Consider the following 22,118-nt stretch of genomic DNA (forward strand, 5'->3'; position numbering starts at 1 on the left):
CGGCCGTGCCGCCCCGGGGGACCTCCCGGGTGCCGTGCGGGCGCCGGGGGAGACACGACTGCCCGCGGCCCGGGGCGGGTTAGATTGACCCCGTGCTCTCTCGTCTCACGCGCCCCCGGGTGCTCGCCCTCTGTGCTCTGCCCGTCGTCGCGCTGATCGCCACCGCCGTGTTCGCGCCGCTGCCGTTCTCCGTGGCGCAGCCGGGGCTGACGGCCGATGTGCTGGGGAAGAACCAGGGCGCCCCGGTGATCACGATCGAGGGGGCGCCGACGCACGGGACGAGCGGGCAGTTGCGGATGACGACGATCGAGGCGACCGGACCCGAGGCGAGCGTGAACCTCGGTGACGTGCTCGGCGGCTGGTTCGACACCGACCGGGCGGTCATGCCGCGCGACGCCGTCTACCCGAGCGGCGACGGCGTCAAGGAGATCGAGGAGTTCAACGAGGAGCAGATGAAGGAGTCCCAGGACGCGGCGACCACGGCCGCGCTGGACTACCTGGGACTCGACGAGGCGGACGTCGGCGTCGAACTGCGCCTGGAGGACGTCGGCGGCCCCAGCGCCGGACTCCTCTTCTCCCTCGGCATCGTCGACAAGCTGGGCGCCGGCGACCTCACCGGCGGCCGGGTCATCGCCGGCACCGGCACGATCAGCTCCGGCGGCGAGGTCGGCGCCGTCGGCGGTGTGCCGTTGAAGACGCAGGCCGCCCGGCGGGACGGGGCCACCGTCTTCCTGGTGCCGAAGGCGGAGTGCTCGGACGCGCGGGCGGAGCTGCCGAAGGGGCTCCGGCTGATCCCGGTCACCACCCTGAAGGGCGCGGTCGACTCGCTCGAGGCCCTGGAGACGGGCCGGGGCGAGGTCCCCGCCTGCTGAGTGCCCCGCCCGCCGGACCCGTTCAGCCCTCCTTCACGAAGCCCCTCTCCTTCATCCAGTCCAGCGCCACCTGGTGCGGGTCCTCGCCGTCCACGTCGACCTTCGCGTTCAGGGTCCGCGCGACGTCGTTGGTCAGCGCCTTCGTGACCGGCGCGAGGACCGAGGCGATGGCCGGCCACTCCTTCAGGGTCGCGGTCCGGATCATGGGCGCCGCGTTGTAGTTCGGGAAGAACTGCTTGTCGTCCTCCATCACCACCAGGTTCATCGACTTGATCCGCCCGTCGGTGGTGAACACCTCGCCGTAGGTGCAGGCGCCCTGCGCGGTCTGGGTGTAGATGATGCCGGTGTCCATCTGCGTGATGTTCCGGGCCGGGATGTCCATCCCGTACGCCCGCTCCAGCCCCGGCAGCCCGTCCGCGCGGTTGGCGAACTCGCCCTCCACACACAGCGTCACGGCGCCGGGATCGGACTTCGACAGCTCGGCGACCTCCGACAGCGTCTTCGTGCCGTACTTCTCGTAGTTGGCCTGGTTCATCGCCAGCGCGTAGGTGTTGTTCAGCGGTGCCGGCGGCAGCCACGTGATGTCGTTCTCCCGGTCGGCGTCGCGTACCGCCTCCCACTGCTGCCGCGGGTCGGGAATCGGCCTGGTGTTGCCGAGGTACGTGATCCAGGCGGTGCCCGTGTACTCGTACGTGGCGTCGGCGTCGCCGTTCTCGACCGCCGCGCGGGTGCCGACGGACCCCTGGATGCCGGTGCGGTCGAGCACCTCCGCGCCCGCCGCCTGGAAGGCGATGCCCATGATCGCGCCGAGGATCAGTTGCTCGGTGAACTCCTTGGAGGTGACGGTGAGGTCCGCGCCCTCCAGCGGCCGGCCCCGTCCGATCGTGCCGGGCTCGACGTCGTCGACCATGGGGGAGCCGCTGGTCAGACCGCAGCCCGCGGCCGCGACCAGGAGCGAGGCGGCCAGCAGCACGCATCTGCGCCGTCTCATGACCCCGCCTCCAGACCGCGGGGGCGCAGCAGCAGTTCCGCGAGCGAGGCCAGCCAGTCCACCAGCAGCGCGAGGGCCACGGTGAGGACCGAGCCGAGCACCAGCACCGGCATCCGCTGGCTGGTGATGCCGGTGGTGATCAGCACGCCGAGGCCGCCGCCCCCGCCGAAGGTCGCCAGCGTCGCCGTCCCGACGTTCAGCACGAGGGCCGTGCGCACACCCGCCAGGATCAGCGGCACGGCCAGCGGCAGCTCCACGCGCGTGAGCACGCCCAGGGGGGACATGCCGATGCCGCGGGCCGCCTCCAGCAGGGTCGGGTCGTTCGCCTTCAGGCCGGCGATGGTGTTGGACAGCACCGGCAGGAGGGCGTAGATGATGATGCCGATCAGGGCGGCCCGGCGGCCGATGCCCAGCCAGATCACCAGCAGCGCCAGCAGGCCGATGGCCGGGGTCGCCTGGCCCATGTTGGCGAACGCCATCGCCACCGGTGTGGCCTTCCGGAACATGCCGCGGGTGAGCAGGATGCCCAGCGGGATCGCGATGATCAGCACGAAGAAGGTGGAGATCACGGTGAGCTGGACGTGCTGCCACAGCGCCTTGGTGACCTGGCCGTCCGACAGGGCGTTCCGGCTCAGCGAGTCCAGGTCGGCCTGCCGGAACCACAGCCAGGTCGCCAGCAGTACGGCGACCAGGACCACGGGCAGGAAGGTCAGCTTCCGCCAGCCGACCCGCCGTTTCGCCGCCCGGGGGGACGGCGGGTGCGGCTCGTGCTCCGCCTCGCCCTCGTCCCGGTAGGCGACCCCCCTGACCTCGTGCTCGCCCTCGGGCCGCCGGCCGAAGGGGGAGCCGCGGGAGGGGCCGGAAGAAGAGGTGCTCACGCCTTGGCCCCGTTCCCTCCGAAGCCCTCCTGCTCGGCATGGGTCTGCTCGGCCCGGGCCTCCTCCAGGTCGTGCTGGTGCTCCATCGCGTCGAGCCGGTCGGCCTCCAGCATCTCGTGCACGGAGTTCATCAGCGTCTCCACGTCGACGACGCCCTCGTACTCGCCGCGCCGCCCGGTGACCGCGACCCGCCCCGCGTTGTCCGTGAGCACCGCCTCCAGCGCGTCCCGCAGCGTCGCGTCCCGGGTCACCGTGTCGTGCACCAGCGTCCCGGCCCGCGCCAGCGAGCCCTTGGCCCGCATCAGGTCACCGCGCCTGAGCCACTTGTAGGGCCGTCCGCGCCGGTCGAGGAGCAGGATCTCGTTGGTGCCGGCCGCCCGGAGCTGGTTGAAGATGTGCTGGAGCGGGTCCTCCACGTTCACCGTCGGGTAGTCGGTGATCCCCACGTCCCGTACGCGGGTCAGGTTCAGCCGCTTCAGCGCCGCCCCGGCGCCCACGAAGCCGGAGACGAAGTCGTCCGCCGGGTTGGTGAGGATGGCCTCCGGGGTGTCGAACTGGGCGATGTGGGAGCGTTCGCGCAGCACGGCGATGCGGTCGCCCAGCTTGATCGCCTCGTCGAAGTCGTGGGTGACGAAGACGATCGTCTTGTGCAGCTCGTGCTGGAGCCGGATCAGCTCGTCCTGGAGGTGGTCCCGGGTGATCGGGTCGACCGCGCCGAAGGGCTCGTCCATCAGCAGCACCGGTGGATCGGCCGCCAGCGCCCGCGCCACGCCCACCCGCTGCTGCTGGCCGCCGGACAACTGGCGCGGATAGCGGCCGTGGAACTCCCCGGCGTCCAGCCCGACCAGGTCGAGCATCTCCTCCACCCGCGCCCGGATCCGCGCCTTCGGCCAGCCGATCATCTTCGGTACCAGCGCGATGTTCTGGGCGACGGTCATGTGCGGGAAGAGGCCGGAGGACTGGATCGCGTAGCCGACCTTGCGGCGCAGCTTCACCGGGTCGATGTCGGTGACGTCCTCGCCGTTGATGCGGATGCGTCCGCCGCTGGGCTCGATCAGCCGGTTGATCATCTTCAGGGTGGTGGACTTCCCGCAGCCCGAGGGACCGACGAGGATGACCGTCTCGCCGGCCTTGATCTCCATCGACACGTTCTCGACGGCCGGCTGCGGATTGCCGGGGTAGCGCTTGGTGAGGGACTCCAGCTCGATGGTCGCCCCGGTGGTGGCGGCACCGCGACCGGCCGCCCCGGCGTTCCCGGTCGCCTCCGTCGCCCCGGTCGTCCCGTTCACCCCGTTCACCCCGTTCGTCTCAGGCACGGATCCCCCTCGGAATGGTCAGCCGTCCGAGCAGGACGTAGGCGGCGTCGAACAGCAGCGCCAGGACGATGATGCCGAGCGTGCCCGCGAGGACCTGGTTGAGCGCGTTCTTGCTGCCCAGGGAGGCGATCCCGCGGAAGATCTCGTTGCCGAGCCCCGGTCCGGAGGCGTAGGCGGCGATCGCGGCGATGCCCATCAGCATCTGCGTCGAGACCCGGATACCGGTGAGGATCGGCGGCCAGGCCAGCGGCAGCTCCACCCGCACCAGCCGGGCCACGCGCGACATCCCGATGCCCGTCGCGGCGTCCACCAGCGCCGGGTCCACCCCGCGCAGGCCGACGATCGCGTTGCGCACGATCGGCAGCAGCCCGTACAGGACCAGCGCGGTCACCGTCGGCGGCACGCCCAGCCCCACGATCGGGATGAGCAGACCGATCATGGCCAGCGACGGGATGGTCAGGATCGTCGACGTGGTCAGCGTCGCCAGGTTCCCCGCCCACTCGCTGCGGTAGGTGACGACGCCGATCAGGACGCCGAGCAGGGCCGCCACCACCATGCACTGGAAGACCGCGCTGGCGTGCTGGTAGGCGTCGGTGAGCAACTGCTGGTGGCGGCTGCCCAGGAACTCCCAGAAGTTCACCGCCGCTCACCTCCGGGTCGGGCCGGCCGGGGAGCCGGTCTCAGTCGCGTCTGTCGCTGTCCTCGGCCGCCTGCTCCACCAGCGGGATGATCCGCAGCGGAACGGGGTTCTCCATGACGATCGCCGTGGAGGCCCGGACGATGCCATCAAAACCGACAACCAGGTCGATCACCCGCTGGAGATCGGCGTTCGAGCGGGCCACCAGCCGGCACAGCATGTCCCCGGTGCCGGTCGTGGTGTGCAGCTCCAGCACCTCCGGCACGGTCGCCAAGTGCGCCCGTACGTCGGCTCCTTGGCCCTGCCGGATCTGGAGCGTGGCGAACGCGGTGACCGGGTAGCCGAGCGCCGCCGGGTCCACCTCGGGACCGAAGCCGCGGATGACTCCGTTCGACTGAAGCCGGTCCAGCCGCGCCTGGACCGTGCCGCGCGCCACGCCGAGGCGCCGCGACATCTCCAGCACCCCGATCCGCGGCTCCCCGGCCAGCAGCCCGATGATCCGCCCGTCCAGTCGATCGATCGCCATCCCCGCACCCTCCCGGCTGGTCATCCTGTACAGATCGCCCGCCCCCACCGGCATATCACTGGTCAGATTGCCCAGTGAATACGCGAACTATTGCGCACCTTGCAGACGCGGGAGACGCTGCGGCTATGACGCAGACCACACACCACACTCCCGACACCGCCCGGCAGGCCGATCCCTTCCCGGTCAAGGGAATGGACGCGGTCGTCTTCGCCGTGGGCAACGCCAAGCAGGCCGCGCACTACTACTCCACCGCCTTCGGCATGCAACTGGTCGCCTACTCCGGACCGGAGAACGGCAGCCGCGAGACCGCGAGCTACGTCCTGGAGAACGGCTCCGCCCGCTTCGTGTTCACCTCGGTGATCAAGCCCGCCACCGAGTGGGGCCGCTTCCTCGCCCAGCACGTGGCCGAGCACGGCGACGGCGTCGTCGACCTCGCCATCGAGGTCCCGGACGCGCGCGCCGCCCACGCCTACGCCGTCGAACACGGCGCCCGCTCGATCGCCGAGCCGTACGAGGCCAAGGACGAGCACGGCACCGTCGTCCTCGCCGCCATCGCCACCTACGGCGAGACCCGCCACACCCTCGTCGAGCGCACCGGCTACGACGGCCCCTACCTGCCCGGCTACGCCGCCGCCGAGCCGATGGTCGAGCCGCCCGCCCAGCGCACCTTCCAGGCCGTGGACCACTGCGTCGGCAACGTCGAACTCGGCCGCATGAACGAGTGGGTCGGCTTCTACAACAAGGTCATGGGCTTCACGAACATGAAGGAGTTCGTGGGCGACGACATCGCCACCGAGTACAGCGCGCTGATGTCCAAGGTGGTCGCCGACGGCACCCTCAAGGTCAAGTTCCCGATCAACGAGCCCGCGGTCGCCAAGAAGAAGTCCCAGATCGACGAGTACCTGGAGTTCTACGGCGGCGCCGGCGTCCAGCACATCGCGCTGAACACCAACGACATCGTGCAGACCGTGCGCACGATGAGGGCGGCCGGCGTCCAGTTCCTGAGCACGCCCGACTCGTACTACGACACGCTCGGCGAGTGGGCGGGCGAGACCCGGGTGCCCGTGGAGACCCTGCGCGAGCTGAAGATCCTCGTCGACCGCGACGAGGACGGCTACCTGCTGCAGATCTTCACCAAGCCGGTCCAGGACCGCCCGACCGTCTTCTTCGAGCTGATCGAACGGCACGGCTCGATGGGCTTCGGCAAGGGCAACTTCAAGGCCCTGTTCGAGGCGATCGAGCGCGAGCAGGAGAAGCGCGGCAACCTCTGACGGCCTAGCCGGGCGGGTCCTCCACCGAGGGCTCGCCCAGCTCCGCCAGCGCCCGCTCGGCCTCCGGCGCCCGCAGCGGGGAGAAGTACGGGTTGATCATCAGCGCCTCCCGCAGGTGCCGCCGCGCGGGCCCGTACCGCTCCAGCTCCTTCTCGATCACACCGCGGTGGAACACGTACAGCGCGCTGCGCACCCCGCCGCCCTTGTCGCCCTCGGTCGCGATCGTCGCGAACTCCAGCGCCTCCTCGTGCGCACCGCCGCGGTGCAGCGCCCAGCCCAGCGCGTCGGCCACCGCGGTCCCCGGCTGCCGCCCCCACTCGGCCCGCAGCCGCCGCACCGCCGACGCCGCGTCCCCGTGGTCCGCCTCGAACCGCCCGAGCAGCAACTGCTCGTCGGCCCCGGCCGCCTCGGCGCCCCGCACCCGCTCCCGCAGCAGGTCGTACTGCACCCGCGCGGCCTGCCCGAGCCCCAGTGACTCGTACAACTCGCCCAGCTCCAGCGCGTACCGGGGGCTCGGCCGCTTGGCCAGCGCCGCCTGGTACGCGGACAGCGCGTCCGTCGTCCGGCCCAGCGCCGCCAGCACCCGCCCCTGCCCGGCCTGCGCGGCCCGCTGGTCGGGGTCGGTGCGCAGCGCCTCCTGGAAGAACCGCAGCGCCTCCTCACGCTCCCCGCGCTCGAAGGCCAGCCGTCCGGCCTGCTCCAGGTACGCCGCCCGCTCGGCCGGCGCCCCGGCGGCCGCCGCCGCGTCGGAGATCCGGGCCTGCGCGTCCTCGCGCCAGCCCCGGTCCCGGTAGACCGCCGCCGCCCGCGCCCCGACGGCCGGCGCGTCCGGCCGCAGCTCCATCATCTTCTCCAGGGCCCGCCCCACGCCCTCGTCGTCACCGAGCCCGGTGTACGCGTCGATCAGCACCGCGTGCGCCGTCCACCGCTTCGGCGCCGCCTTCACCGCGCTCTCGCCCCACTTCTTGGCCGCCGGGAAGTCCCGCCGCGCCACCGCCAGCGCCGCCAGCCCCTCCAGGGCCTGCGGATTGCGCTCCGCCCCGACCTTCAGCGAGGTGCGCAGCGCCTTCTCGGCCTTCGGCCAGTTCGCGACGTCCGCCGTACGCCGGCCCTGCTCGACGTACGCCGCGCCCAGCACCGCCCACGACGTCCCGTCCAGCGGATGCGCCCGCAGGTGGGTCTCCCGGTCGCCGATCAGCACCGCCAGGTCCCCGAGCGCGGCCGGAACCCCCGTGGTGACCGCGCCACGAGCCAGCGCCGCGGGCCCCGGCGCGGGCGCGGGAGCGTCGCCGCCGTCCCAGGGCAGCAGTACCAGGACCCCGCCGAGAACGACGGCCCCGGCGACGGAGGCGATCAGCACCCGGCTCCGGCGGCGGGAAAGCCACCCGTGTTCGATCTGCATGACGCCTACTGTGCGCCGTACGACAAGCACACCGGGGCTTGCGCCGGGTGCCGTCGACGGGGTTCACACCGATGGCCCCGGGTGCGAACCTGTGATCATGAGCCGTATCGAAGCGCCTCGCGACGCAGACGACGCAGCCGCCGCCGTCGACGCAGCCACGGCGGTCACCGGCACACTCGTCGACCGGCTGCTGGCCGGCCTGCCCTCCGGGTCCGTCCTCACCGACCCCGACGTCACGGCCTCGTACGCCAACGACATGGCGAGCTTCTGCCCGGCGGGCGCCCCCGCGGTGGTCGTCCTGCCGCGCACCGTCGAGGACGTCCAGCACGTCATGCGCACCGCCACCGAGCTGCGCGTCCCGGTCGTCCCGCAGGGCGCCCGCACCGGCCTGTCCGGCGCGGCCAACGCCACCGACGGCTGCGTCGTGCTGTCGCTGACCAGGATGGACCGCATCCTGGAGATCAACCCGGTCGACCGCGTCGCCGTCGTCGAACCGGGCGTCGTCAACGCCACGCTCTCCCGCGCGGTGAACGAACACGGCCTGTACTACCCGCCCGACCCGTCGAGCTGGGAGACGTGCACCATCGGCGGCAACATCGGCACCGCCTCCGGCGGCCTGTGCTGCGTCAAGTACGGGGTGACCGCCGAGTACGTCCTCGGCCTGGACGTCGTCCTCGCCGACGGCCGCCTGATGACCACCGGCCGCCGCACCGCCAAGGGCGTCGCCGGGTACGACCTCACCCGGCTCTTCGTCGGCTCCGAGGGCTCGCTCGGCATCGTCGTACGGGCCGTCCTCGCGCTGCGCCCCGAGCCGCCCGAGCAGTTGGTGCTGGCCGCCGAGTTCGCCTCCGCGACCGCCGCGTGCGACGCGATCTGCCGGATCATGAAAACAGAAGGGCGCGAAGCGCTTCCGCGGAAGGGCGGTGGTGGGCGACGGGAGGGCGGGCACGTGCCGTCCCTCCTCGAACTGATGGACCGTACGACCGTCAAGGCGGTCAACGACCTCGCCCACATGGGGCTGCCGGAGTCCACGGAGGCCCTTCTCCTCGCCGCCTTCGACACCGCCGACCCGGCCGCCGACCTCGCCGCCGTCGGCGCGCTGTGCGAGGCCGCGGGCGCCACGCGGGTGGTCCCGGCCGACGACGCGGCCGAGTCGGAACTCCTCCTCCAGGCCCGCCGCCTGTCCCTCACCGCCCTCGAGGCCGTCAAGGGCACGACGATGATCGACGACGTGTGCGTGCCCCGGTCCCGGCTCGGCGACATGCTGGAGGGCATCGAGCGCGTCGCGGCGAAGTACGGCCTCACCATCGGGGTCTGCGCCCACGCGGGCGACGGCAACACCCACCCCACGGTCTGCTTCGACGCCCAGGACCCCGACGAGTCCCGGCGCGCCCGCGAGTCCTTCGACGAGATCATGGCCCTCGGCCTGGAACTCGGCGGCACCATCACCGGCGAGCACGGCGTGGGCGTGCTGAAGAAGGAGTGGCTGGCGCGGGAGATCGGCCCGGTGGGGCTGGAGATGCAGCGGGCGATCAAGCAGGCGTTCGACCCGCTGGACATCCTCAACCCGGGCAAGCTCTTCTGACGCACGCTCGTGCGACGCGGCTTCTTCCGGCCCGTGCCGACCGTCACCGGGCGAGCAGCTCGGCCAGCCCGTCGTCGATGCCGAGCTGCCCGCCCTCGGTGCCCGGCGGCACCGCCCGCAGGGTCCGCTCCAGCCAGGCCGACACCTGTGCCGACGGCGCCTGAAGGAGGGCGTCCCCGTCCGGGCTGCTCAGCGCCATCAGCACGACGCTGCGGCCCTCCGCCTTCGACGGCCACACCCGCACGTCCCCGTGCCCGCACGGCCGGAACACCCCCTCCACCAGCAGGTCGCGGGCGAACGTCCAGTGCACCGGGCGGCCGGAGTCGATGTGGAAGGTGATGTGGACGGCGTACGGGTCGTCGGCGTGGTAGCAGAGCAGGGCCGGTACCGGAATGCCTTGCTCGGGCGACAGGATGAGCCTCAGCTCCAGTTCGCGTTCCACGACGGTGGGGTCGGGGTGCATGGCGGGTTGTCCTCTCTCGTACGGGTCCGCACGGGCCGCCTGGAACGGGCCCGCACGAGTGAGAGCGACGGGAGCCGTGAGCGTTACGCGGGTTCGCGGAACTTTTTCCCTTCCCCATGTCCCGAGTGTGAAGGTCCATGCACGAGGTTGCCCGGAAAGGGGTGGGTCCGGCGGGACCGGCGGTGCGGATTGCGCCCGTCTGATAGATGTTGAGCCCCCATATCAACCCCCGAGCAGATACGGGACGACGGACATGAGCGCCCCAACCCCGGCCCCCGGCGACGACAGGCCCCGCGAAGGGTATTACCCGGACCCGTCCATTCCTGGATACGTCCGGTACTGGAACGGTGCCTCCTGGGTGCCGGGCACCAGCCGCCCCGCCCCCGAGGACGGCGAGTCGCTCGCGCCTCCGCCCGGCGCGCGGCCCTCCGTCGAGGAGACCGGCCCGCACTTCTTCGACGAGGACCCGGTCGAGGAGCCCCCCGCCGCCGCGTCCCAGCACGGCAGCCGCCCGGAACCCGCGACGGCCTGGGGCGCCGACCGCTCCCACCAGTCGGGCTTCGCCGACGACCCGAACCGCCGCGTCGCCTGGCCGGGCACCGCCCGGGGCGCGGACCCGAGGGTCCCGCACGCCCGGGGGACGCGGCCGGCCCGGGGGGCGGCGGCCGAGTCCGGTCCCGCCGACGCGGGCAGCGGTTCGAGGGGCGTCGGCGGCGCCCGGGACGAGCAGGCCCGTGGCGCCGCCGGTGCCGGCGCCGGCGCGAGTGCGGGGGCACCGAGTGGCACCCGGCCCGGAGCGGCCGGTGGCGGGGCCGGGCCGGCGGGGTCCGCGGGGTCCGCGGGGTCCGCAGGCGGTGGCCCCTCCTCCGACGCCGGATCCGCCGAGGGGCGGTCCGCACAGGGCGACGACGCCCGCTCCAGGCGGTCGGACGCCTCGGCGGGGACCGTGTCGGGCGAGGCGGAGGGCGGGTCGGGCAACACCTTCGTCTTCCGGCGCCCGACGGCCGGTCCCCAGGGCCCCCAAAGCCCCCAGGGCCCCCAGGCCCCGGGCGGCGGCGCCGACGAGGGCACCATGACCTTCCGCGCGGTCTCCCCGCGTGCGGCCGCGGGAGGCCCCGGCTTCGGCGCCGGCAAGGCCGCGGCCGCCCGTGCCGCGCAGGGCCCCGCGGCCCCCGCTCCCACGGCCCCCTCCGGCCCGCAGCAGCCGGTCGCCCCCACCGGTCCGGTCGCCCCCACCGGCCCGGCCGGTCCCACCGGTCCCACCGGTCCGGCCGTCCCCCATCAGGCCGCCGCCCCGCAGCCGGCCGCCGCATCCGCCCCGCTGGCGCCCGGCCCCGGCGGCGGTCAGTCCTCCTGGGCACAGCAGGTGCACCGGCTCGCCGGAGCCGGCGGGGACGAGCAGCCCGTCGCCCCTTGGAAGCCGCCCGTCGAGGACGTGTTCCAGGCCGCCGCCCGGCGCCAGGCGGCGGCCCGCCCCGCCGGGCTCGGCAAGCGGCTGGCCGCCCGCCTGATCGACACCGCCGTCCTCGCGGGCGTCACGGGCGTTGCCGCCGTGCCCCTCGGCGTCAAGGCGGTCGACCACGTCAACGGCAAGATCGACGAGGCCAAACTCTCCGGCGAGACCGTCACGGTGTGGCTGCTCGACGGAACGACCTCCATGTACCTGGGCATCGTGCTGGCCGTCCTGCTGCTCTTCGGCGTCGTCTACGAGGTGCTGCCCACCGCCAAGTGGGGCCGCACTCCGGGCAAGAAGCTGCTCGGCCTGGAGGTGCGGGACATCGAGGCCCACGAGCCCCCGTCCTTCGGCGCGGCCCTGCGCCGCTGGCTGGTCTACAGCGTGCCCGGTCTCCTGGTGGTCGGTGTCGTCGGCGTCGCGTGGTGCCTGTTCGACCGTCCGTGGCACCAGTGCTGGCACGACAAGGCATCCCGCACCTTCGTGGCCGGCTGACCGGCCCCGTCCCGGTCGCGAGCCCGGCCTCCGGCATCCGCGGGACCGCCCCGGCTCCGCCGTCGGAGGCCCCCGTACTCCGGACGGCGGCTCGCCGGATGCGCTGCCCGGGGGTTCACGGTCGACTCGGGCCATGAGCAGTGAACCGCCCCCCGGATCCGGCGGGCAGCCGCCGGAAGACGACCCGTTCAGGAAGCGTCCCCCGTCCCCCGGGCCGGGCCCGGAACCCGGCCCCGGCGAGGGCGGCACGGGCTCGCCGTACGACCACCCACCCCCGTCCGACGGCACCGGCACACCCCCGCCGTCCGGCGGCGGAGGGTCCCACGGCGTTCCGCCTCCCGGTGGCGGCGGCCCTTACGGCGCCCCGCCTCCCGGCGGCGGAGGAGGCCCCTACGGCGCCCCGCCTCCCGGCGGCGGGGGTCCCTACGGTGGCCCGCCCCCCGGCGGTGGGGGTCCCTACGGCGGTGATCCGTACGGCGGCGGCTCCTACCCCACCGATCCGCTCGCCGGCATGCCGCCGCTCGCCGACAGCGGACGGCGCACGCTCGCGCGGATCATCGACATGATCCTCGTCGGCATCGTGGTCTGGCTGCTCGGTTGGGCCTTCGACGTCCAGGAGTACCAGGTGGACGGCGGCGAGGTCTCGGTCGGCAAGTCCTTCGGGCAGTCACTGATCGCCGCCGTGCTCTACATCGCCTACGACACGTACATGAGCAGCAGGACGGGGCAGACCCTCGGCAAGAAGTGGCTCGGCCTGCGCGTGGCCAACCTGGACAACGGCGCCACGCCCTCGGTGCAGACGTCGCTGATCCGCGCGCTGGTGCTGTGGATCCCGTTCGCCTTCTGCTGCGCCTGCGTCTGGACGGTCATCGCGGGCGGCTGGAGCTTCTTCGACCGGCCCTACAAGCAGGGCCTGCACGACAAGGCCGCCAAGACGGTCGTGGTCAGCGTCCGGTGAGGTCCCGGGAGAGCGGTGTCAGGCGGCGCGGCCGCGGGCCGGTTCGCCCGCCCCCGCGGAGACCCGGGCCGCCGGCACCGGCTCCCGGTCCGCCGGCGCCGGCTCCCGGTCCGCGGCGGGCCTGTGGGTCGGCACGGCGGTCACCGGGCGCGTCCTCGGCAGCGGGACCGTCATGGCGACCAGCAGCCCGAGGGCGAGTGCCGCGACGACGATGACAGCGATTCCAGGACCCGAACTCGTCTGTGACAGCAGCAGCATGGCGAGCGTCGAGAAGATCACGGTGCACGAACCGTAGGCGAACTGTGCGGCAGTCGGACGGGGCATGGCCATCGTGTCCTCGGAAGACGATCTGGGGGTGAGACCGGCTGTCGGCCTGGCTTTCCGCCGACTTCCGGGCGTTCCGCCAAGCGACTCTAACCCGCTGTGTGCCCGAGTGGAACCAGCAGTAAGCACGACCTAACCGACAGGACCGATGCACGGGGGGCGCACGGATTCATGGCGTCCGGGAAGTGGACGGTCCCGCGCGCCCGCCGGGGACGCCGCGGCGGCCGCGGCGCCCACGACGGTCACGATTCGGTGTCCGCAAAGCGAACCCGGGCTCCGCATAGTGCACTTGTTCTGCTCAAGTCAAGGTCTGTCTTTTCCGAGGAACCTCTAGTCAAATGTCGTCACTTGACTACACGCGTTGATCACGTGTGCGCGGACTCTGCATGTCCTTGTCCCCCCAATCCGCGCGCGTGCACGCGGGGGAGGAACTCAAGTGACCAGTAGATCCTGGAAGTTCAGAACGGCGGCGACCACAGTCGCACTCGCCGCCGCCACCGCCACGCTTTCCGCGGCCGGCGTGGCGCAGGCGGACTCGCCGGCCCGGCCGGAAGCCGTGGACCGCCACGACCCGCACCCCGAGAAGGGCATGGATTCCCATGACCTCAAGGGCCCCATGAGTGACACTCAGGAGGCCCAGCGCGAGGAGGCCCTTAAGCAGGTCATATCCGGCAAGGCGTCGGTGAAGAAGAAGGACGGCTCCAACGTCGTCCAGCTCAAGAGCAAGAAGGGCGACGCCAAGTACGTCGAGCTGGGCCGGGAGAAGACCGACAAGATCTTCACCATCCTGGTCGAGTTCGGGGACGAGGTCGACAGCCGCTACGGCGGCGACCCGGGCCCGCTGCACAACCGGATAGCCAAGCCCGACCGCGAGACGGACAACTCCACGGCCTGGAAGGCCGACTACGACCAGCAGCACTTCCAGGACCTGTACTTCGGCTCCGGCAAGGGCGTCAACTCGGTCAAGACCTACTACGAGAAGCAGTCCTCCGGCCGCTACTCGGTCGAGGGCGAGGTCTCCGACTGGGTCAAGGTCCCCTACAACGAGGCCCGCTACGGCAACAACGCCTGCGGCGACACCAACTGCCCCAGCGTGTGGAACGTCGTCAGCGACGGCCTGACCGCCTGGGTCGAGCAGCAGAAGGCGGCCGGCCGCACCGACGCCCAGATCAAGGCGGACGTCGCCCGCTTCGACGAGTGGGACCGCTACGACTTCGACGGCGACGGCGACTTCAACGAGCCCGACGGCTACATCGACCACTTCCAGATCGTGCACGCCGGCGAGGATGAGTCCGCGGGCGGCGGCGTCCAGGGCACCGACGCCATCTGGGCCCACCGCTGGTACGCCTTCGGCACCGACGCCGGCGCCACCGGCCCCGGCGACAACAAGCTCGGCGGCGCGCAGATCGGCTCCACCGGCATCTGGGTGGGCGACTACACCGTCCAGCCGGAGAACGGCGGACTCGGCGTCTACGCCCACGAGTACGGCCACGACCTCGGCCTGCCGGACCACTACGACACCGCCGGCGGCGAGAACTCCACCGGCTTCTGGACGCTGATGTCGTCCGGTTCCTGGCTCGGTTCCGGCCGCAACGAGATCGGCGACCTGCCCGGCGACATGACCGCCTGGGACAAGCTCCAACTCGGCTGGCTCAACTACGACACCGCCAAGGCGGGCGTGAACTCCTGGCACAAGCTGGGCGTCGCCGAGTACAACACCAAGCACAAGCAGGCGCTGGTCGTCGAGCTGCCCGAGAAGGCGGTCACCACCGAGATCGTCACCCCCGCCGAGGGCGAGACCCAGTGGTGGAGCGGCAGCGGTGACAACCTCAAGAACACGCTGAGCCGTTCGGTCGACCTGACCGGCAAGTCGAAGGCCGAGCTGACCTTCGACGGCTGGTACGACATCGAGGCCAACTACGACTACCTCTACACCGAGGTCTCCACCGACGGCGGTGCCAACTGGACCGCAGTCGACGGCACGGTGGACGGTCAGCCGATCCCGCGCGACGCCGCCGACAAGCCGGCCCTGCACGGCACGCTCGACGCGTACACGAAGTTCGCGTACAACCTCGACGCCTACGCCGGCAAGAAGATCGACCTCCGCTTCCGCTACCAGACCGACGGCGGCGTGGCCCAGAAGGGCTTCACGGCCGACGCGATCACGGTGACGGCCGACGGCGAGGCGCTCTTCTCCGACAACGCCGAGAGCGCGGACGCCGCCTGGACGGCCACCGGCTTCTCCCGTGTCGGCGCGTCCTTCACCAATGACTACGCGCAGTACTACATCGCCGAGAACCGGCAGTACGTGTCGTACGACAAGACGCTGAAGACCGGCCCGTACAACTTCGGCTTCACGGATCGCCCGAACTGGGTGGAGCACTACGCGTACCAGAACGGCCTGCTGATCTGGAAGTGGGACACCTCCCAGGCGGACAACAACACCAGCCAGCACCCGGGCACCGGCCTGGTCCTGCCGGTCGACGCCCACCCGACCGCGCTGAAGTGGTCCGACGGCACCCTGATGCGCAACCGCGTCCAGTCCTACGACTCGCCGTTCAGCCGCTACCGCACCGACGGCATGACGCTGCACAAGGCGGGCGTCGCGAAGTACGTCCCCGGCTCGAAGGGCGTCTCGGTCTTCAACGACCGCAAGAGCGACTACTACGACGAGTCGAACCCGACCGGCGGCGTCAAGATCACTGACACCAACACGAAGATCAAGATCCTGAAGGAGGCCAGGAAGGGCTCGACGATCGAGCTCGAGGTCGGCCCCGCGGGCAGGTAAATAGCATCTGCCCAGGTCAGAGCATGATCGGCGGTGACCCCCTGGCGGGTCGCCGCCGATCCGTGTTTAGGTGCGTCCTGTGGTTCTCTTATTGACACCGGGCTCCGCACCCGGACCGACACCGGTTGACACGGGGGTATGACCGCATGGCCGCAGGAGGCTTCTGCAAGCTGCCGAACGGCACGGTGGTGGTGGCACTGAACCTGCCCAGCCCCGCAGCCGCCGACGGTGGTGGCACCCCCGCCGGGGGATTGCGTTTCCTCGTCCACGCCCAGAACCGGGCGCGCGCCCTGACCAGGCTGCGCAATCTGGGGCTGCGAGCGGTCTACCTGCGGGGCAACGCGGCCCCGCCGACCCCGGACGAGGTCACCGCGGTCCTGCACCACCCGGACGGCCTCATATGGCGCACGGCGCCGGTGGCCGGCGCCGTGGGCGGCCCGGACCTCGTCCAGGAGCTGTGGCACCCCGTCCGGGCGCTGCTCAGACGTCCGACCGCACAGACCTAGCGGGCGGCCCGGGGGCCCGCGGGGCTACTGGACGACCGGCTTCCCGGACAGCTCCACGCCCGCTTCCCGCAGCTCCTCCAGCGCCCGCTCGGTGGTCTCCGCGGCCACCCCGGCGGTCAGGTCGAGCAGGACCTGCGTACGGAAGCCCTCGCGCGCGGCGTCCAGGGCGGTGGCCCGTACGCAGTGGTCGGTGGCGATGCCCACGACGTCGACCTCGTCGATCTCCCGGGCCCGCAGCCAGTCGGCGAGGGACGTGCCGTTCTCGTCGGCGCCCTCGAAGCCGCTGTAGGCCGCCGCGTAGGCCCCCTTGTCGAAGACGGCGTCTATCGCGCCGGAGGCGACGGCGGGGGCGAAGTTCGGGTGGAAGCCGACGCCCTCCGTGCCGGCGACGCAGTGCGCGGGCCAGGAGTGGACGTAGTCGGGGTTGTCGGCGAAGTGGCCGCCCGGCGCGACATGGTGGTCGCGGGTGGCCACGACGTGGCGGTAGCCGGCGGGCGCCTGCCCGATCAGCTCGGTGATGGCGGCGGCCACGTCGGCACCGCCGGACACCGCGAGGCTGCCCCCCTCGCAGAAGTCGTTCTGCACGTCTACGACGATCAAGGCGCGGCGCATGGTCGGTGTCCTTCGACTGGGTCGACTGTGGGTCGGGAGGGGACGGAAGGGGACGGGTGGACGGGGGAGGACGGAGTGGACGACGGGGGGACGGACTGCCGTGCGGGTCGGTGCGGGTCGGTGCGGGGCCTGTCGGGCCGCACCAGCTTTAGCTACCCGACCCCCCGTGCACGTACTCCGTCGGAATGACGGGTTCCCCTCGGGAGAGCTGGGTGGCGGACAGCGGGAGGTTGGCGCGGGCGGCCGCGTGCCGGTCCCGGGCGGCGTCCAGCGGCTCGCGGGCGACCACCTCCCCGCCCTTGACCAGCTCGACCAGGAGCTGCCGGTCGGCGAGGCCGTCGGGCACCGGTCCGGTGCCGACCACCTCGGCCTCGGCGTAGCCGTGGTCGTCCAGCCGCCGGGCGGCCCACTTGCGGCCGCCGATGGAGGTCTTGCCGCCGCTGGACTTCTTCGCCACCGGCACCAGCGGCGCCCCGTCGTCGCCGGACTCGGCGCGGGCGACCAGTTTGTAGACCATGGAGGCCGTCGGGTGCCCGGACCCGGTCACGAGCTGGGTGCCGACGCCGTACGCGTCCACGGGCGCCGCCGCCAGCGAGGCGATGGCGTACTCGTCGAGGTCCGAGGTCACGACGATCTTCGTCTCGGTGGCGCCCAGCTCGTCCAGTTGCTGGCGCACCCGGTGCGCGACCAGCAGCAGGTCGCCGGAGTCGATGCGCACGGCGCCCAGCTCGGGCCCGGCGGTCTCCACGGCCGTACGGACGGCCTCGGCGACGTCGTAGGTGTCCACGAGGAGGGTGGTGTCCCGGCCCAGGGCGTCGACCTGGGCCCGGAAGGCGTCGCGCTCGTTGTCGTGCAGCAGGGTGAAGGCGTGGGCCGAGGTGCCGACCGTGGGGATGTTGTAGCGGAAGCCGGCGGCCAGGTCGGAGGTGGTCGCGAAACCGCCGACGTAGGCGGAGCGGGCGGCGGCGACGGCGGCCAGCTCGTGGGTGCGGCGGGCGCCCATCTCGATCAGCGGGCGGTCCCCGGCGGCGGAGGCCATCCGGGAGGCGGCGGCGGCGATCGCCGAGTCGTGGTTGAGGATGGAGAGGATCACCGTCTCCAGCAGCACGCACTCGCCGAAGGACCCCTCGACCCGCATGATCGGCGAGCCCGGGAAGTACACCTCGCCCTCGGGGTAGCCCCAGATGTCACCGCTGAAGCGGTACTGGGCGAGCCAGTCCAGCGTCTCCTCGTCGACGATGCCCTTCTCGCGCAGGAAGCGCAGGACGCCCGCGTCGAAGCGGAAGTTCTCCACCGCGTCCAGTACCCGTCCGGTGCCCGCCACGACGCCGTAGCGGCGCCCGTTCGGCAGTCGGCGCGTGAAGACCTCGAACACGCTCCGCCGGCCGGCCGTGCCCGCCTTCAGGGCTGCCCGGAGCATGGTCAGCTCGTACTGGTCCGTGAAGAGCGCCGTCGAGGGAACGTCCACCGGCAGCCCAAGGTCCGCTACGTCCACCGAACTCTCCTAGCTATGACTCGCCGGGCGCCCCCGGGCAGGGCCGGGGGTCCGGGGTCGGCCCCCGGTGTGTGCGGCATGGCAGGGATGCTACCCCCATTTCGTCAGTCTGACGATTTGTGGTCGGGTGGCGCCGGCCACAGGCCCGTTTGTGCGAGTGCCCCCCTGTGGTGGCAGCATGGGCCATGTGACGGCAGCCGCACCCATGGAGATCGAGAAGACCGAGTCGGCGGAGGAGGTCTTCGCCGTACCCGAGCCCGACGTGCCCTGGGTGACGATCGTGCACAACGATCCCGTCAACCTCATGAGCTACGTGACGTACGTCTTCCAGTCGTACTTCGGCTACTCCAAGGACAAGGCCACCAAGCTCATGATGGACGTCCACCGCAAGGGCCGGGCGGTCGTGTCCAGCGGCTCGCGCGAGGAGATGGAGCGGGACGTCCAGGCCATGCACGGCTACGGTCTGTGGGCCACCCTCCAGCAGGACCGGAAATGACCCACGCCCGCCCGCAGGACGGAAGTAGCTGAATCGCCTCCATGCCAGGACAGTTCGAACCGCTCCCCGGCGGCGGCGCGGCCGTCGCCCTCGACGACGTCGAGGTCTCCATCATCAGGTCCCTGGCCGTGCAGCTCCTTGAGCTGATCGGCCCCGGCCCCGCCGAGGACGCCTCCGACGACCCGCTCGCCGAGCTCTTCGCCGACGGCCCGAGCGAACCGCCCTCCGACCCGGTGCTGCGGCGCCTGTTCCCGGACGCCTACGGCGATCCCGAGGGTGCCCCGCGGGCCAGGGAGGCCGAGGAGCAGCGGGCGCACTCCGCCGAGTTCCGCCGCTACACCGAGAACGACCTGCGCGCCGGCAAGCGCGACAACGCGCTCGCGGTGATCCGCACCCTGGACACGCTCTCCTCGGCGTCGGCGGGTGACGAGGGGGCGGTGCTGCAACTGTCGCCCCAGGAGTCCCAGCAGTGGCTGCGTGCCCTGAACGACCTGCGCCTCGCGATCGGCTCCCGGCTGGAGATCGCCGACGAGGACGACACCGACCTGCTCTACCGGCTGCCGGACGAGGACCCGCGCAAGCCGATGGTGATGGCGTACCTGTGGCTGGGCGGGCTCCAGGAATCGCTCGTCGCGACCCTCATGCCCTGAACGAGGCGGTTCGCTCGCGTCGGGTGTCCGCTCAGCGGAGTCTCAAATCCGAGTAATGATCACGTCAAACCGGCGCCCTTTTTTGCACCTCAGGGGCGCCGTTTGTCCGTTTCTGTCTGTGCATCACGTCACAAAACGCCGCTGTGATCAGGAACGCGGTCGTGGTAAATCTTCACGACCGCCCGGTGAACACCACCCGCATGTTCGGCCGGGTGCGCCACCGAGCCGGCGGACCGCCGGCCAGGCACCGAGCGGGATGTGAGGCCCGCTCACTCCATCATCCGGGGGGATCGAGACCCGATCCGAGGCCGACGAAAGGCCCGGGTCGGCATGGAGAAAGGCGCACCACACATGACCTCTGCGCAGGTCGACACGGAGAAGGCTCCCGAAGAGGGCTACGAGCGCGGGCTGGGCAGCCGCCAGGTCCAGATGATCGCGATCGGCGGTGCCATCGGCGTCGGTCTCTTCCTGGGCGCCGGGGCCAACATCGCCAAGGCCGGCCCCAGCATCATCCTCATGTACGCGCTGGCGGGCGTGATCATCTTCTTCATCATGCGAGCGCTCGGCGAGCTCCTGCTCTACCGGCCCGTCTCCGGCTCCTTCGCCGAGTACTCGCGCGAGTTCCTCGGCCCCTTCTTCGGCTACTTCACCGGCTGGACGTACTGGCTGATGTGGGTGGTCACCGGCATGGCGGAGCTCACCGCCGCCGCCATCTACATCCACTACTGGTTCCCGGACATCCCGCAGTGGGTGTCGGCGCTGGTCTTCCTGGTCCTGCTGTTCGTGGCCAACCTGATCTCGGTGAAGCTGTTCGGCGAGATCGAGTTCTGGTTCTCGATGGTCAAGGTCACCGCCATCATCGGCATGATCGTGATCGGCGTCGGGGTGCTCACCCTCGGCTTCAGCCAGGCCGGCGACACCGCCGCGGTCTCCAACCTGTGGGCCTTCGACGGCTTCTTCCCCAAGGGCATCGGCTCGTCCCTGATGACCCTGCAGGGCGTCATGTTCGCCTACCTCGCCGTCGAGCTGGTCGGCGTCACCGCCGGCGAGTCGGAGAACCCGGAGAAGACCCTCCCCAGGGCGATCAACACCCTGCCCTGGCGCATCGCCCTCTTCTACGTCGGCGCCCTCACCGTCATCCTGGCCGTGGTCAAGTGGACCGAGTTCGCCGAGGGCGTCAGCCCCTTCGTGGAGGCCTTCACCGTCATCGGCATCCCGGCCGGCGCCGGCATCGTCAACTTCGTCGTGCTCACCGCCGCCCTGTCGTCCTGCAACTCCGGCATGTACTCCACGGGCCGCATGCTGCGCACCCTCGCGGACAACGGCGAGGCCCCCAGGGTCTTCAACCGGCTGTCGTCGACCAAGACCCCGGCCTTCGGCATCGCCGTCTCGGTCGTCTTCATGGGCATCGGCGTGGTCCTGAACTACGTCGTCCCGGAGAAGGCCTTCGGCTACGTCACCTCCATCGCCACCGCCGCCGGCATCTGGACCTGGCTGATGATCCTGGTCAGCCACGTGCTCTACCGCCGCAACGTCGTCGCGGGCCGCCTGCCCGCCTCCTCCTTCCCGGCGCCGGGCGGCTCCGTGTGCTCCTACGTCGCCATCGCCTTCCTGCTCTTCGTCACCTGCCTGATCGCCTACGACGCCGACGCCCGCGTCTGCCTGTACGTGATGGCCGGCTGGGCCGCCGCCCTCGGCATCGGCTGGGCCGTGCTCAAGGCCCGCAACCCGGAGGTCGCCGAGCGGCGCGGCGAGCCGGAGACGGAGAAGATCGGCTGACGGCCACCACGCCCTCCGGCCACCCGGCCGACCGGCACTGACCAGCGCGTTCGCGCGCACCGCGGACGTTCGGCCGCACGGGGTGCTCGTGGCACCCGGCGCGTCCACCGCTCACGATGTCCGGCATACGGGCCGGTCCGTACCACCCACCGGTACGGTCCGGCCCTTCTGCTTATGCTGGGCCGCATGCTGACCATCACCCAGGCCCTGTACGACCAGATCGTCGCCCACGCGCGCGAGGACCACCCCGACGAGGCGTGCGGCGTGGTGGCCGGCCCCGTGGGCGAGGGCCGCCCCGAGCGGTTCGTCCCGATGCTGAACGCCGCCCGCTCGCCGACCTTCTACGAGTTCGACTCCCAGGACCTGCTCAAGCTCTACCGGGAGATGGACGACCGGGACGAGGAGCCGGTGGTCATCTACCACTCCCACACGGCCACCGAGGCCTACCCCTCCCGCACCGACATCACCTACGCCAACGAGCCCGGCGCCCACTACGTCCTGGTCTCCACGGCGGACACCGACGACGCCGGCGACTTCCAGTTCCGCTCGTTCCGGATTCTGGAGGGCGAGGTGACCGAGGAGCAGGTCAAGGTCGTGGAGACGTACTGAGAACCGCGCCGA

21 protein-coding genes are annotated in these 22,118 nt (G+C 71.6%); 11 read left to right on the forward strand and 10 right to left on the reverse strand.

Annotation, left to right across the window (positions count from 1 at the left end; all coding sequences use genetic code 11):
• Nucleotides 1-92: 92 nt before the first annotated feature.
• Entirely contained in the window at nt 93-872 is a 780-nt protein-coding gene (locus B1H29_RS22765) for a S16 family serine protease (protein WP_055417175.1), read from the forward strand.
• Between the two features lie 22 nt (nt 873-894).
• Here the strand turns inward: B1H29_RS22765 and B1H29_RS22770 are convergent, their stop codons facing one another.
• From B1H29_RS22770 to B1H29_RS22790, 5 genes are all read right to left on the reverse strand, one after another.
• Nucleotides 895-1,863 carry a glycine betaine ABC transporter substrate-binding protein gene (locus B1H29_RS22770; RefSeq protein WP_055417174.1) on the reverse strand — a complete coding sequence of 323 codons (969 nt, stop codon included), beginning with the start codon at nt 1,861-1,863 and terminating at the stop codon, nt 895-897.
• Nucleotides 1,860-2,741, reverse strand: coding sequence for an ABC transporter permease (locus tag B1H29_RS22775; RefSeq protein WP_055417173.1), 882 nt, complete (start codon nt 2,739-2,741; stop codon nt 1,860-1,862). The genes B1H29_RS22770 and B1H29_RS22775 overlap by 4 nt, the downstream gene beginning before the upstream one ends.
• Nucleotides 2,738-3,949 (reverse strand): ABC transporter ATP-binding protein, encoded by a 1,212-nt coding sequence (locus B1H29_RS22780; RefSeq protein WP_199832317.1) that lies wholly within the window; start codon nt 3,947-3,949, stop codon nt 2,738-2,740. Before B1H29_RS22780 ends, B1H29_RS22775 begins: the two co-directional genes overlap by 4 nt.
• Before the next feature lie 100 nt (nt 3,950-4,049).
• On the reverse strand, nt 4,050-4,697 hold the full coding sequence (locus tag B1H29_RS22785) for an ABC transporter permease (protein ID WP_055417172.1): 648 nt from the start codon (nt 4,695-4,697) through the stop codon (nt 4,050-4,052).
• Nucleotides 4,698-4,737: 40 nt separating this feature from the next.
• Nucleotides 4,738-5,220 (reverse strand): Lrp/AsnC family transcriptional regulator, encoded by a 483-nt coding sequence (locus B1H29_RS22790; RefSeq protein WP_055417171.1) that lies wholly within the window; start codon nt 5,218-5,220, stop codon nt 4,738-4,740.
• 125 nt (nt 5,221-5,345) lie between these two features.
• Between B1H29_RS22790 and hppD the strand changes: the two genes are divergently transcribed.
• Nucleotides 5,346-6,491: a 4-hydroxyphenylpyruvate dioxygenase gene (gene hppD / locus B1H29_RS22795; protein WP_055417170.1), complete on the forward strand. Its 1,146-nt coding sequence runs from the start codon at nt 5,346-5,348 to the stop codon at nt 6,489-6,491.
• Nucleotides 6,492-6,495: 4 nt separating this feature from the next.
• Here the strand turns inward: hppD and B1H29_RS22800 are convergent, their stop codons facing one another.
• Complete coding sequence (locus B1H29_RS22800; RefSeq protein WP_055417169.1) at nt 6,496-7,893, reverse strand: tetratricopeptide repeat protein; 1,398 nt, start codon at nt 7,891-7,893, stop codon at nt 6,496-6,498.
• Nucleotides 7,894-7,984: 91 nt separating this feature from the next.
• Between B1H29_RS22800 and B1H29_RS22805 the strand changes: the two genes are divergently transcribed.
• On the forward strand, nt 7,985-9,478 hold the full coding sequence (locus tag B1H29_RS22805; protein WP_055417168.1) for an FAD-binding oxidoreductase: 1,494 nt from the start codon (nt 7,985-7,987) through the stop codon (nt 9,476-9,478).
• A gap of 43 nt (nt 9,479-9,521) precedes the next feature.
• Here the strand turns inward: B1H29_RS22805 and B1H29_RS22810 are convergent, their stop codons facing one another.
• Nucleotides 9,522-9,941, reverse strand: a complete 420-nt coding sequence (locus B1H29_RS22810; protein ID WP_055417167.1) for an SsgA family sporulation/cell division regulator — start codon at nt 9,939-9,941, stop codon at nt 9,522-9,524.
• A 253-nt stretch (nt 9,942-10,194) separates the two neighbouring features.
• Here B1H29_RS22810 and B1H29_RS22815 point away from each other — a divergent pair, with 253 nt between their 5' ends.
• Together B1H29_RS22815 and B1H29_RS38640 are read left to right on the forward strand one after the other, a co-directional pair.
• Nucleotides 10,195-11,889 (forward strand): RDD family protein, encoded by a 1,695-nt coding sequence (locus B1H29_RS22815; RefSeq protein ID WP_079160403.1) that lies wholly within the window; start codon nt 10,195-10,197, stop codon nt 11,887-11,889.
• Nucleotides 11,890-12,022: 133 nt separating this feature from the next.
• Entirely contained in the window at nt 12,023-12,847 is an 825-nt protein-coding gene (locus tag B1H29_RS38640) for an RDD family protein (protein ID WP_167392554.1), read from the forward strand.
• 18 nt (nt 12,848-12,865) lie between these two features.
• On the opposite strand, the gene B1H29_RS22825 is transcribed toward B1H29_RS38640, so the two are convergent.
• Nucleotides 12,866-13,171 (reverse strand): hypothetical protein, encoded by a 306-nt coding sequence (locus B1H29_RS22825; protein WP_055417164.1) that lies wholly within the window; start codon nt 13,169-13,171, stop codon nt 12,866-12,868.
• 436 nt (nt 13,172-13,607) lie between these two features.
• On the opposite strand from B1H29_RS22825, the gene B1H29_RS22830 reads away from it, so the two are divergent.
• Nucleotides 13,608-15,959 (forward strand): immune inhibitor A domain-containing protein, encoded by a 2,352-nt coding sequence (locus tag B1H29_RS22830; RefSeq protein WP_055417163.1) that lies wholly within the window; start codon nt 13,608-13,610, stop codon nt 15,957-15,959.
• Nucleotides 15,960-16,105: 146 nt separating this feature from the next.
• Nucleotides 16,106-16,465 carry a hypothetical protein gene (locus tag B1H29_RS22835; protein ID WP_055417162.1) on the forward strand — a complete coding sequence of 120 codons (360 nt, stop codon included), beginning with the start codon at nt 16,106-16,108 and terminating at the stop codon, nt 16,463-16,465.
• Between the two features lie 24 nt (nt 16,466-16,489).
• On the opposite strand, the gene B1H29_RS22840 is transcribed toward B1H29_RS22835, so the two are convergent.
• Both B1H29_RS22840 and B1H29_RS22845 read right to left on the reverse strand, forming a co-directional pair.
• Nucleotides 16,490-17,077, reverse strand: a complete 588-nt coding sequence (locus B1H29_RS22840) for a nicotinamidase (RefSeq protein ID WP_055417161.1) — start codon at nt 17,075-17,077, stop codon at nt 16,490-16,492.
• 148 nt (nt 17,078-17,225) lie between these two features.
• A complete protein-coding gene (locus B1H29_RS22845) occupies nt 17,226-18,572 on the reverse strand; it encodes a nicotinate phosphoribosyltransferase (protein ID WP_079160405.1) in 1,347 nt (448 codons plus the stop codon).
• Between the two features lie 178 nt (nt 18,573-18,750).
• Between B1H29_RS22845 and clpS the strand changes: the two genes are divergently transcribed.
• From clpS to B1H29_RS22870, 4 genes are all read left to right on the forward strand, one after another.
• Nucleotides 18,751-19,068, forward strand: coding sequence for an ATP-dependent Clp protease adapter ClpS (gene clpS / locus B1H29_RS22850; RefSeq protein WP_055417159.1), 318 nt, complete (start codon nt 18,751-18,753; stop codon nt 19,066-19,068).
• Nucleotides 19,069-19,109: 41 nt separating this feature from the next.
• Nucleotides 19,110-19,718 (forward strand): DUF2017 domain-containing protein, encoded by a 609-nt coding sequence (locus B1H29_RS22855; protein ID WP_055417158.1) that lies wholly within the window; start codon nt 19,110-19,112, stop codon nt 19,716-19,718.
• A gap of 351 nt (nt 19,719-20,069) precedes the next feature.
• Nucleotides 20,070-21,497, forward strand: coding sequence for an amino acid permease (locus B1H29_RS22865; RefSeq protein WP_055417157.1), 1,428 nt, complete (start codon nt 20,070-20,072; stop codon nt 21,495-21,497).
• A 186-nt stretch (nt 21,498-21,683) separates the two neighbouring features.
• Nucleotides 21,684-22,106: a Mov34/MPN/PAD-1 family protein gene (locus B1H29_RS22870; protein ID WP_055417752.1), complete on the forward strand. Its 423-nt coding sequence runs from the start codon at nt 21,684-21,686 to the stop codon at nt 22,104-22,106.
• The last annotated feature ends 12 nt before the right edge of the window (nt 22,107-22,118 follow it).

Source organism: Streptomyces pactum (genome assembly GCF_002005225.1).
GTDB lineage: Bacteria > Actinomycetota > Actinomycetes > Streptomycetales > Streptomycetaceae > Streptomyces > Streptomyces pactum_A.